Source organism: Micromonospora sp. CA-259024 (genome assembly GCF_050936255.1).
Classification (GTDB): Bacteria; Actinomycetota; Actinomycetes; order Mycobacteriales; family Micromonosporaceae; genus Micromonospora.
This window is the reverse complement of record NZ_JBNJND010000002.1, coordinates 131,701-142,841: the sequence shown is the minus strand read 5'-3', so window position 1 is coordinate 142,841 and position 11,141 is coordinate 131,701. Positions and strand designations below refer to the sequence as shown.

The 11,141-nt window shown below is 66.2% G+C and carries 11 protein-coding genes; 2 read left to right on the top strand and 9 right to left on the bottom strand.

Annotation, left to right across the window (positions count from 1 at the left end):
• Positions 1-94: 94 nt before the first annotated feature.
• Entirely contained in the window at positions 95-2,260 is a 2,166-nt protein-coding gene (locus ACQEUX_RS19940) for an N-6 DNA methylase (RefSeq protein ID WP_433050410.1), read from the bottom strand.
• A 353-nt stretch (positions 2,261-2,613) separates the two neighbouring features.
• Here ACQEUX_RS19940 and ACQEUX_RS19935 point away from each other — a divergent pair, with 353 nt between their 5' ends.
• Together ACQEUX_RS19935 and ACQEUX_RS19930 are read left to right on the top strand one after the other, a co-directional pair.
• On the top strand, positions 2,614-4,362 hold the full coding sequence (locus ACQEUX_RS19935) for a DUF6119 family protein (protein WP_433050407.1): 1,749 nt from the start codon (positions 2,614-2,616) through the stop codon (positions 4,360-4,362).
• Positions 4,363-4,454: 92 nt separating this feature from the next.
• The gene (locus ACQEUX_RS19930) at positions 4,455-5,087 is read left to right on the top strand and encodes a hypothetical protein (protein WP_433050404.1); all 633 of its coding nucleotides are present in this window, start codon (positions 4,455-4,457) and stop codon (positions 5,085-5,087) included.
• 106 nt (positions 5,088-5,193) lie between these two features.
• On the opposite strand, the gene ACQEUX_RS19925 is transcribed toward ACQEUX_RS19930, so the two are convergent.
• From ACQEUX_RS19925 to ACQEUX_RS19890, 8 genes are all read right to left on the bottom strand, one after another.
• Positions 5,194-5,922, bottom strand: coding sequence for a DUF2637 domain-containing protein (locus ACQEUX_RS19925; RefSeq protein WP_433050401.1), 729 nt, complete (start codon positions 5,920-5,922; stop codon positions 5,194-5,196).
• A complete protein-coding gene (locus ACQEUX_RS19920) occupies positions 5,919-6,308 on the bottom strand; it encodes a hypothetical protein (RefSeq protein WP_433050398.1) in 390 nt (129 codons plus the stop codon). The genes ACQEUX_RS19925 and ACQEUX_RS19920 overlap by 4 nt, the downstream gene beginning before the upstream one ends.
• The gene (locus ACQEUX_RS19915) at positions 6,308-6,559 is read right to left on the bottom strand and encodes a hypothetical protein (RefSeq protein ID WP_433050395.1); all 252 of its coding nucleotides are present in this window, start codon (positions 6,557-6,559) and stop codon (positions 6,308-6,310) included. Before ACQEUX_RS19915 ends, ACQEUX_RS19920 begins: the two co-directional genes overlap by 1 nt.
• A gap of 237 nt (positions 6,560-6,796) precedes the next feature.
• The gene (locus ACQEUX_RS19910) at positions 6,797-8,710 is read right to left on the bottom strand and encodes an EAL domain-containing protein (RefSeq protein WP_433050392.1); all 1,914 of its coding nucleotides are present in this window, start codon (positions 8,708-8,710) and stop codon (positions 6,797-6,799) included.
• The gene (locus ACQEUX_RS19905; RefSeq protein ID WP_433056980.1) at positions 8,697-9,317 is read right to left on the bottom strand and encodes an RNA polymerase sigma factor; all 621 of its coding nucleotides are present in this window, start codon (positions 9,315-9,317) and stop codon (positions 8,697-8,699) included. The genes ACQEUX_RS19910 and ACQEUX_RS19905 overlap by 14 nt, the downstream gene beginning before the upstream one ends.
• Positions 9,317-9,610, bottom strand: coding sequence for a hypothetical protein (locus ACQEUX_RS19900; protein ID WP_433050389.1), 294 nt, complete (start codon positions 9,608-9,610; stop codon positions 9,317-9,319). Before ACQEUX_RS19900 ends, ACQEUX_RS19905 begins: the two co-directional genes overlap by 1 nt.
• Before the next feature lie 349 nt (positions 9,611-9,959).
• Positions 9,960-10,397: a hypothetical protein gene (locus ACQEUX_RS19895; RefSeq protein ID WP_433050386.1), complete on the bottom strand. Its 438-nt coding sequence runs from the start codon at positions 10,395-10,397 to the stop codon at positions 9,960-9,962.
• 75 nt (positions 10,398-10,472) lie between these two features.
• Positions 10,473-11,117 carry a dihydrofolate reductase family protein gene (locus ACQEUX_RS19890; RefSeq protein ID WP_433050383.1) on the bottom strand — a complete coding sequence of 215 codons (645 nt, stop codon included), beginning with the start codon at positions 11,115-11,117 and terminating at the stop codon, positions 10,473-10,475.
• Positions 11,118-11,141: the final 24 nt, after the last annotated feature.

Genomic DNA, 11,141 nt, shown 5'->3' with positions numbered 1-11,141 from the left:
GGGACTGGTGGAGCAGATCGGGCGCGTGTCGCAAGGGACTTCCGGGATTCTCTCCAGCGGATCATGCGGAGGGAACCATCCGAATTTCCGGTTGTTACGGTGCGGATGGACTTGCCTCGGTGGCGAAGGTGAGACCCGAGGCGATCGCGTCGATAGAGCTGCGCGCCAGTTCTAATCCGAGGTCGTGGGCGGCGCGCAGGTTACGGGTGAAGTCGGAGAGGCGTTGAAATGTCCGGCCGTATGCCCGTTGGGTGTCGAGCGGCAGAAGCGGGACGCGCACTCGGCGCAGGTCGACCCGGATGTCGCCGCCGAGGCTGCTGCCCACTCGTTCGGCCTGTCGGGCGCCGTCGTTGCTGGACAAATAACCGGCCAGGAACCAGGGGTCGAGCACCGCCGGATCGACGCGTACCAAATATACGGTCGACGCCGGGTACGCGCCGATATCCTCCGCCGCTGCGACCCGGGCTGTGAGTCGATGCGCGACTATCGGCACCAGGATGTCGCCCGTCCGAATCGGGGGATTGCGGACCTCGTCGCCGTCGACATCACCCACCTGCGACGGTGGCTGTCCACGTACGATGTCAGTGCCGGTCACGATCCGTCCCTCGATCCTGTGTACCGATCGTGCTTCCTCCTGGTTATGGGCCGCGCCGAGGCTGGACGCCCGCCGGATGAAGACCACTCCAGTCTTGGACAGGTCGCTGAGGGGCACGGAGCGTACGGTCTCGTGGTCGAGATCCGGCAGTGCGGCGGTGTCCACAAGGGTGTCTCCGAGAGTGGACAGTAATCGGGTGAACCGTTCACGAGCAGAGGTCAGCTCCTCGCCGGAGACTGTCGGTGGCGGGGGCAGCGGAAGATGGCGGCGGGGCGTGAGGTCGGTCTCCTCATCGAGGAGGTCAGTTACCGGTACCGCGCGTGCCACGCCGGGACGGTCGGGGAAACCAGCCGGGTCGGCGCAAAACTTCTCCCAGCTCTCGGTGACCAGTTTGCACACCTGAACCCAGGTTGGGGTGATATTGCTACCGGCCGCCGACTTGGTGGTGCCGGCACCGCCCGTCGCGTCCATGACCAGGAGATGGTCGGGGGTCAGGCGATCCACGGGGCGGCGGAGGATCCAGATCTGTAGCGCCAGGGAGTAATGTGCGGCCAGGCCCGGCGGAAGCGAGATGATCGCCCGTAGCGCACCTCGTGCAAGCAGCTCCTTGCGGTTGCGCCGACCGGATGGCCGGAATGCCACCGCGGGGGGCATGAGTATGACGACCGCTCCGCCGGGCACGACGTGGGCCAGCGACTGCTGCGCCCACGCCAGCTCCGATTCTCCTCGCGCTGGAGCGCCGTATGCCCACACGGGAGATTGCAACAGCTCGTCGTAGCCCCAGTTGCGGTCGGCGAACGGGGGATTCGAGACAACTGCGGCAGCCTGTTCGAGCGGGAAGGCCGGCCGTCGCAGCGAGTCGCCGGGCTCGATGTCAAAGGTCATGGGTCTCTCGCCGGGATGCGAGAATGCGAGGCGCAGGGCGGCGAGGCGGGCGATCGACGGGTCAAGTTCCTGGCCCAGGATCCGCTGGTATCCGCGAGCGGCGGCCGTCAGCAGTATGGTTCCGCTGCCGCAGGCCGGGTCTAGCAGGGTGCCGGCTGGTGTCCCGGCCAGCTGCACCATGAGTTCGGCCAGTTCCGGAGGCGTCGCCGTGAACCCGGCCCGGCCACCCGTGTCGAGGAACCGGGAGCAGAGCGTCTCAAAGGTCTTGGCCGGGCCATCGGCCTCGCCCGGTTCGGCATCGCGGGCAGCGTCGACTGCGGCGGTCAGCACCGTGGCGAGGCGGGAGGCCTCAGGCTGTCGCAGGCCCCGGGTGAGGCCGGCGACGTCGGTCCCTAGCATCCCGGCCGGGAACATCCGCGCGGCCCGGGACAGCAGGTCGGAGAGTTCGGCCGGCTCGGTCGGAACGGCGACGTCGGGGTGTTCGCGTAGGTGAAGCATCAGTAGGCCGACCGCGCTGAGCGCGTCTCCGGGCGCCATCACTGCTCGCACCGAATCGAATGCCTGCCACAGTCGCTGGTCGGCGGGGATGCCTCCGGTCCTGCCCTGGCTCCTTAGCCAGGACTCGACCTCGCCGAGGTCGAAGCGCGGGCTGCGATCGGTGCCGCCGACCGCCTTGGGGAAGTCGTCGTGCCGACGCCGCCAGTTGCTGACAGCGGTCGGCTTCACCCTCGCGATCCGGGCGATATCGGCCGAAGTGACCTCCACATGATCTGTCCCCATGCCGCCCCCTCTGTCTCGCCGAGACTCGTACGCACTATACACAGGTTCGTGGCTACGAACATTCACGAGAGATGCCCAACTAGACAACCAACGTGGTTGACACTGTTCACAGACTCTGTTCTCCTTGTAGTCGAACAGTGCCTGAGGGGAACTCGACGCCGGTATCTCCTCCTCGGGTAGCGCGCCCCCGGACTTTCGTCACGAGCGGACCGCCGGGATCGATCCATGAACGTAGCAACGCCGCAAGGGCCTACGTTTCGCCAGACGCGACTGTGTCGCGGACCAGCGACCTGCTGGTCCGCGGGCGTCGCCTGGCATCACCCAGCTTCCTGATTGAGAAGAACGGATCAGCCGTGCATGAGACCGCGACACATTCATCACTAGACCCCAGGGGCAACGCTCGCGCCGACCGGCACGCTGCCGGAGCCCGGCACGGGCGCAACGCCGCAAAGTTCCACCGTCGCGCCGGTACGTACCGCACCACCCTGTACCGGCTCGACGGTGTTTCCCCGGATCCGCAGGGCCTGCAGCGGGCCCTGAACCACCGCTACCTGCGTGAGCAGGACTTCGAGATCACCGCGACCACCGTTGCCGGTGCTCAAGGGCTCGTGGTGCACGGGCACGTGCCACGGGATAAGGCCGACTGGTGCGCCGTCATCACAGAGCTCACCGGTGACGACGTTGCCGTCGGCTACAGCAGCGCAGGGGGCGCGCTACTCGTGGTCGTGGACGACGAGGTGTACGCCCTCACCTACGGCACTGTTGGCCGCTACATGATCAACCTTGACCTCGTCGACCCCGGATTCGGTATCGCTTTCGCGATCCGCGCCATCGAACCCGAGCAGATTAGGCGGGTGACTCGCCGCGTGCTCGCGTCCACAGGCCGGGTCGACCGCAGCCTGGTGCCCGGCGGCCAGCATATTCGCCACTACGGCATCGAGCAGTGGGGTGAGATTGTCGGACAGTTGTGCGGCACTCTCCTCGAAAACGAGCGGCTCGCCGTCACCCGGTTCGCCACCCGGCCGGTCTCGATCGCGGGCGCGAACTCGCTGCAGATCCCCCTCAGTGTCGATCCGGTGGGCCTGCTTGACGACCTTCGTGAGATCAGCCGCGCCTGCGCTGGCGACACGCCGTCGCCAGAACTCGAGTTCGTCGCGCAGATCCAGCCGCTGCCGACGGGCACTCGCACCGAGGAACTCGACCGGCGGCTCGACGACCTGCTCGGCGAGAGTGAACCGCAGGCGCTCGGCCTCGCGGTGCCCATCGTCCAAGTCGAGTACGAACCGTTCGCGGCCTCGTATCAGGTCAAGGTGCCATACCGGCGTACCTACCTCCCCGAGCTCGACCTCGACACCATCCTCGAACGGGCGCAGAGCCGGCCGCCGGGCAGACGGCTGAACGCGCTGAAGACGGGCAGCATCGGCTTGTGCGCCGATGCCGACGGCGATGACTTGTTGAGTCCGCCCACTGCAGCACACAAGTGGATCACGGCGGAGATCGCGCTCGGGTCCTCACACATGATCTATCACGAGGGCAGGTGGTACGAGATCGGAGACCGCCACCTGGAATTCTTGCGAAACGAGATCGAAGCCCTCCTGAGCCGGCCGTCCACCGTCGTCCTGCCGCCCTGGACCAGCGACCTCGCCGATGAGGACGCCTACAACAGGGAGGCCGCGTCCGCACATGGCTACGCGCTTCTCGACAAGCGGCTCCTGAAGACCCGGCAGCACAAGCGCGGCCACGGCATCGAAGCATGTGACCTGCTCGGGCCCGGCAACGAGCTGATCCACATCAAGAGGTCGGTGCGGTCATCCCCGCTGAGCCATCTGTTCCTGCAGGGCGAGGTCTCCGTGGATGCGCTACGCCACGAGCCAGACGCCCGCGAGCGGCTGGTCGAGCTGGTGCACGCTCGTCACCCGAGCCATCTGATCGACGCGACGTTCAAGCCGAGCAAGGTCGTGTACGGCATTGCCCTTGGCTCCGGCAAGCCGCTCACCGTCGACACTCTCTTCACGTTCTCGCAGGTCGCCCTCTACCGGGCGGTCCGGCGGCTGCGCAGCGAAGACATCGACGTCGAAGTCGTCGCGATACCGACCTGCTAACCCGTGGTGACTGGGCCGGTGCAGGTCGGCCCAGTCGCCTACTGTGCACTCATCTACTGAACCACCGGAAGGGAATTATGGTCGACGAAGTTGTGTCCGAGGACGACGACTACGACGAGGAGTTGGCTGAGCAGATCGACGCACTCCGGGGTGACCTCAGCAGCGTGTACGGGCAGATTGTCGAGATGAGCTCGGAGATCGACGACTACCTCGCCGAGTATCGCTACGACGCTGTTGAACAGACGATCGAATCTATCTCGGCTCTGATCACCAGCACTGCCGTCGAGGATCTCGCCGAGCTTGGCCGCCTCTGCTTAGGCGCAGACAGCGACCCTGGATCCGATGAGACGGTCGTCGTCGCTCAGGTTCCCCGGTTGGCCGCCGGCGATCTCCCAGTGGTTATCGAGCCCGAAGAGGGCGATGATTATGACGAGGTTGTCTCGTCCCTGCGTGAACGTGAAGATCGTTGTGCCGACCACGTCCGCCGACTGTTTGACTGTGCGGAGCAGCTATGGGAGCAGGCGACAGCGGCGGCCGAGGCTGGGCGCCTTGGGCAGGCCGACGAGGCTGTTAGCCGCCTTCGGGAGCTGCCGGCCGAGCTAACCTCCGCCTACTCGCTATGGGAACTCTCCCTGGTTGCCCTCTACAACGACGACCCCGGCAATCTTGGCTACGTCGGCGACATGGTCGCTACGTTCGAGTCCCGGCTCGTCGGCCATCGATAGCAAAGTAAGGCGGGCGGTCCAGCTGCCAACCGGGATGGGGTAATCGGTGCCTGTACCGATCACCCCTACTCAGCGCTAGCGCCCTCCGATAGACATGGGGATCAGGTCAGGTGACCGCATTGCGGTCCAAGTCCGAACCGGCTGTGGTTGGCCGACGGGTTTCGGACATCAGCAGACGGCGGACATGCCGCTCGGACACCCCAGCTTCGGCCGCGATATCCGCGAAACGGGCGTCCGGACGTTCCGCCCGCACCCGTGCCACAACGTCCGCTGCTGGTCCTCGCCGACCACGCGGAGGGTTCGAGGTGCCCACGCTGGGACCATTGCTCTCTTGCGGAGCCGGTGCCCTGCCGGGGCCGGATGCCAGCTGATCGATCTTCATGTCCGATTCCTCCACGGTGCCAGATGGGCCGCCTTCGGCGGCCTTCTCTGTTTCGTTCGGTGAAGCAGTGACCGATTGGCCTCGGGCAGGTGGCTTGGCTCGGGACAGCATCTCGACCACCAGCAACATTGCCACAGCCGGCCACGCCGCGACGATGCGGGCACCGAGGGTCGGCTGGGCGGCGGCGATGTTTGCCGCGACGCTGGCCGCCACGCCCGCTGCGAACGCGATCCGTGCCGACCACCGCACGCTGCGCTCGTTGCGGTTGTCCTCGACCATCGCGGCGGACGCGACGATCAGCATTCCGTCGACCGAGATCGGCAGGACATAGGCGATCTCGGGACGCTCGCCGTACCGCAACGCGACGTGGACCATATGGCTCCACGAGGACCAAGCGGCAATAGTGGCCACGGCGGCGGTGCTGACATTGCGAGCGAGCTGGGCCGGTGTCACCGGACCATCCCCGTTCGGAGCTGGCGCCGGATGGTCCGGACCTCCTCGGGGTCAACGGCCGTACGTCCGCCGATGATCAGCAGGGTCTGGACATCGGCCCACCGCTGCCATCGGCGGACCACCTCGCCTAGGCCCAGACCTGTCGCGGCGACGATGTCCGTCAGGTCGGCCCCGCTGCGCAGGGCGGCGTGGATGGTGATCGGTTGCCAGCGGCTCCACCACGACACCACGGCTGCGGCCAACGCCAACTCCGTCAACGCGTCACGCTGGCTCGGCGCTGCGGGATGTCCGAGCGCGTGATCGTGCAGGTCGAGCAGCACCTGGAATGGGTTGATCCGCTCGGCGTCGACGAATCGGACTGGCGGCCCGCTGTTCTCGTGATTCATCACCGCCTCCCTTCAGGCAGGAAGGCGTTGAGCATCGAAACGGCGCGTACGAAGGTCTGGTATGCCTCCGGCTCCGTCACGAGGCTGCTGGTCAGCGAGTCGTGGAGGTGGGCCACGATCTCGATCACGAACCGCATTCGCACAGCCTTTGGTGCGGGAAGGCTCAGCCCGGCTCGGAGGGTATCGGTGAACGAGTCGCGGTTGCTGAGTTGCGCGATTGCGTCGGCCAGGGCATCCGGTTTCGACGTCATCGGGCATCACCCCGACCCCGTGACGTGCGCAAACGCAGCGGCAACGGGTCACCGGCGATGGTGGCGGGATGGTTCGCATGGTGATGCCTCCGGCCCACCAGTACAAACGCTAGATGGCCGATCTTCGCGTGGTGCTACTCGTGGTGCGAGCGCGCTAGGGTCGGCCGATGGCGACGGCGAACGGGCGCGCGAAGCTGGGACCCTACGTGCTCCTGGCACAACGGTCGAGGCTCCTGCTCAGCCCATGGCGGTGTGCTGGGGCGGAAGCCGCAGTTCGATTTCGATCGTCCGTACCGGCTTCTCGGGGCTCACCGCAATCGGTTCCGGTCTTCCGGTCTTGTAGCCCTGGGCGAAGTCGACTCCACAGCTCTTCAGGAATTCCAGCGTCTCCTCGTCCTGGACATATTCGGCGGCAACACGGATGCCGAGCGTGTGGCACAGCTCCACCAGCTTCGAGACGACGGCCTGGTCGGCCGGCGACCGGCAAAGATCGACGATGAACACCCCATCGATCTTCACTAGGTCCACCGGAAGGTATTTCAGGTGAGCGAGGGCGCCGTATCCCGTACCGAAGTCGTCCAACGCGAGGTGGCAGCCGATCTCTCTGATCCCCGTTGCGAAGGCGAGGGCCTCGTTGCGGTTCTCGATGAGGGTGGTTTCGGTGATCTCGAAGGTCAGGCATTCCGGCTTCACCCCGTGTCGGCGGATCGCCTCAGTCACGTAGGTGAGCAGCCCCGGGTCGGCGAGGGACTTGCCGGATATGTTGACCTGATAGTGGGAGGTCTGGGCGCCGCGGCCGATCAGTTCGAGGGCATGGTCGATGACCCACTTGTCCACGGTGAGGATTTCGCCGACGCGCTCGGCCATGTCGAGGAAGGCCCACGGTGCCACGGACTGGCCAGTATCGCTCCGAACCCGCAAAAGGATCTCGTGGCGAGTGACCTCGTTGAGGCGGAGGTCGACAATGGGCTGGGCGTAGAGGGCGAACCTGTTGGCAGACACTGCCTGTCGTACCTGTGACCGGCATTTGTCCATCCGGTCCTTGGTCGCCGCCGGCTCACTGAGGACGGTGGTCGGGACGCCGCTGCGGCGCGCGTCGCGGGCCGCGTGTTCGCCGTCGATGAGCAGGTCGAATCCGGTTGCCGATACCCCGCTCCCGAAGAGCACCATGCCCGCCCACGTGTAGAGGCGCAAGGTCTTGTGCTGGACGCTGAACAGGTGGCGTCGGAACGTGTCGACGATCCGAGCTGCCAGGGCCTCGGGAGCCTCCGTGTGCCCTTCGGTCGGAGCGAGGAGTACGCCCCACAGGCCGGGGCCGACTAGACCGCAGGTCACCTCGTCGCCCACGATTGTTCGCAGGTGCTGTGCGACCTCTGCCGTCAGGTCGTCGTGGTTCTCGTCGGTGAGTGCGTCGGGCAACCGGGTGGTGGGTTCGGTTGCCACGACGATGAGTGCTCCGCCAGTGGTGCGGCGGGCTCGGTCGACCTCGTCGGTCAGGTAGCTGCGGGTCGGCAGTCCGGTGACGATGTCCAGTGCGGCCAGGTCGGCACACAGCATTTCGCTGCGAGTGGCGAGCCTGCGACGCTCTTGCCGGGCGAGTTCGAACGCGGTGGCATCTGCGCCGGTGGCGATGATCCCCGACGGTGTGCCGTCGGTGGTGAGGATCTCGATGTGGCAGTGCACGTGACGGACGGTGCCACCCGGATGGATCACTCTGAACGTGACCTCGTCGGGGCGGCGGCGGTCCCATGCCGTCCGCACTACCTTGCGAACCGTTTCCACGTCTGCGGGATGGACGAGGTTGGCAAGCCTTTCGGGCGTGAGGCGCAGCGTTCCCGGAGCATGCCCGAAGATCATCGCCATCTCATCCGACCAGATGAGGCGCCCGAAACCATCGGACTTCCCTCCACCGGTTGTCCAGGTGATCGTGCCGAGCTTCGCCAGCTGCGCGGCACGGGCGACTCTGGTCGCCTCGTCGACAACCGCGGTCAGCGGATCGACGAGGTCGGCATCGACAATGATCTCGTATCCTTCGGCGACGGACAGGTCGTACTGGCCCTGCGCGGCCCGCGCCACACGGCGTGCACGGGCGAGTTCCAGAGGACTGGGTTGATTTGTCTCGGCCAACGTCAGAATGTCATCGAGGTCCACGGCTGCCTCCCTGGCGCCGGCGGCCTTCCGAGTCCGTATAGCCGGCTTCCTCGGCCAGCTCACGCAGGCGTTTCCTGGCAGCGAGCTTGTAGGAGCGGATGCTGGTTTCGGCCAATCCGAGGATGCGCGCGATCTCCTGGTTGGAAAAGCCCTCGCGAGACATCTGGAACACTTCGGCCTGCCGCGACGGAAGGTGGTGCAACCAGGTCCTCAGCGTCTCCTGGGCTTCCCATACGTCGGCGATGTCCGTGTGCGGTGCCGGGGGCAGGTCTTCCGGCGCGACTGCGGCTTCGCGCTGACGTCGTTGCAGCTCCTTGCGGATCTTGTTTCGGCCCGTGATGATCACCCAGCCGATCGGCTCGGTGTAGGTACGGATCTTGAACCACTGGACGCGCCCGTGCAGGTACGCCTCGTTGAGAGCGTCCTGAACCACCTCGCGGTCCCAGCACGCCGCCCGGAGAATTCGCTCCACCGTGTGGTAACTGCCCTCGGCGAAAGCGGCGAACTCCTGGTCATGCTCTACTTTGAGGCGCGCGGCCTCCGCCCTGCGCGCCGCTTCACTGTCGACCGGCTCCGGTGTCAGGGCGGCGGTGCCCTCCACCCCCATCACGCGGCCTCCCTGGTGTCGTCGCGTCGCGTCGCGTCGCGGCTGCCCAGCTCCACCTCGCGATGCCCGTCCCGATCACGCTCCACGATCCGCACGACATCGTGGTCGGCCTCCGCCAGCCTGATCAGCCAGGTCGCCCGGGCGGCGGTTCGTGTCGACGCCTCACGCTCCTCGTGCAGACGTGTTCGGTGCGCAACGTATGCGCGTACCAACCCTGCCGCCGTTCCGGCGATGGCAAGAGCCAAGGCCAACGCTCCGTGATCGGAGACGGCCGTCGCCAGCGTTTCGTTCATCGTTTCCCCTCGTCGTCCCCGGTTAGCTAATTACTATCCGTGGCGAGGGGTGAATGTAGATGTCTTACCGTCCACAATATTCTGATTGATCACTGATCAAGCATTTGAACTGCTGATACTCCCCAAAGTCATGCTACCGGCACGTGGAGCGAGGATTGTTTACCTCCGCCGTCTCGCCCCATAGTCTGCGCGTCCGACTACGGACGGTGAAAGGCTGATCACGTAGGCCGGGTGGGATTCAACCGACTGGATTGACGACTGAGAGCTACCAGTGCGTCCTTGGGCCAGCAGCCCGGTGGGGCGCCGCAGCCCCAGCCCAGGGTGGTGACACCGTCTGGTCAAGTCGGCCTCAGCCAACGTGCAGCAGCAATACCTGGTCGTCGCGGAGTTCGGCGATGTTGTCGCGCAACAGCGTCAGCCCGTCCAGACCGGCCGTGCCGCTCTCCTCGAAGTCCATCCCCATCTCGTCGAAGTGGGCGGCCAGCTCCTCCTCGCGGTGCCTGGCGGGGTCGAGCTGATCCAGTAACCGCTTGTGGGCGGGAGTGATGAGCACGGTCAGGCCGTACACGCGGTTGATGGCCTCCGACTCGGCATCGAACTCCGACTGCTCCAGGTCGATGCCACGCTCATCCAGATAGGTCAGGACGTACAGCATGCAGTAGCCGGACCAGTCGTACTCCTGCCGCGCCGTGCCCCTGTGTTCCGCCAGGTACGAGTGGAACGACGACGGCGATGTGCGGGCCAGGCTGGCCAGCTCGGTGACGCTGTCCCTGGGGACCAAGGTCAAGGACGCGATCGCAGACACCACACTCTCCCTCGTATGGCTCTGCCGCTACGGCCTTCAGTCGGCTCGCCGGGCAGGCTACTGGGAGGGAGTGACACCGCTTCCGGGCAGCACGCGGTAGGTCACGTGCACGACCGACGTCGCCGCCCGCGACGTCACCTGTTCGAGTTTCAGCGGCGGGACGCCCTCGAACAGCCGCACGCCGGCGCCGAGGGTGAGCGGCACGATGTGCAGCCGCAGCTCGTCGACCAGGCCGGCGGCGAGATACTGGTTGATGGTGGTCGCACCCCCGTGGATCGAGATATCGCCGTCGCCGGCTGCCGCGCGTGCCTGTGCGAGTGCCGACTCGATTCCGTCGGTGACGAAGTGGTACGTGGTGCCGCCCTCCATCGGCTGCGGCTCGCGCGCGTGGTGGGTGAGCACGAAGACCGGCGTGTGGAACGGCGGATTGTCACCCCACCAGCCGTTCCACTGCCGATCCCACTCGCCACGCACGGGGCCGAACATGTTGCGCCCCATGATGACCGCTGAGGCGGCATTGATCTGGTCGACCTCGGCCCGGTTCTCGTCGCCGGCGTCGAACATCCAGGCATGCAGTCTGCCGCCCCAGCCGTCACCGCCGTCGTCACCGAACGGGCGCTCCTCGGTCTGGTTGAGCCCGGCCGAGTACCCGTCCGCCGAGACTGTCTGATTGACGATCACCTTGCCGGTACGTGTGGTCACTGCTCACTCCTCCGTGTCGGATCC

Excerpts from the sequence above, each read along its gene's own strand:
- ACQEUX_RS19900 (WP_433050389.1), bottom strand. The coding sequence starts at position 9,610 with ATGAACGAAACGCTGGCGACGGCCGTCTCCGATCACGGAGCGTTGGCC.
- ACQEUX_RS19940 (WP_433050410.1), bottom strand. The coding sequence starts at position 2,260 with ATGGGGACAGATCATGTGGAGGTCACTTCGGCCGATATCGCCCGGATC.
- ACQEUX_RS19905 (WP_433056980.1), bottom strand. The coding sequence starts at position 9,317 with ATGGGGGTGGAGGGCACCGCCGCCCTGACACCGGAGCCGGTCGACAGT.
- ACQEUX_RS19920 (WP_433050398.1), bottom strand. The coding sequence starts at position 6,308 with ATGAATCACGAGAACAGCGGGCCGCCAGTCCGATTCGTCGACGCCGAG.
- ACQEUX_RS19915 (WP_433050395.1), bottom strand. The coding sequence starts at position 6,559 with ATGACGTCGAAACCGGATGCCCTGGCCGACGCAATCGCGCAACTCAGC.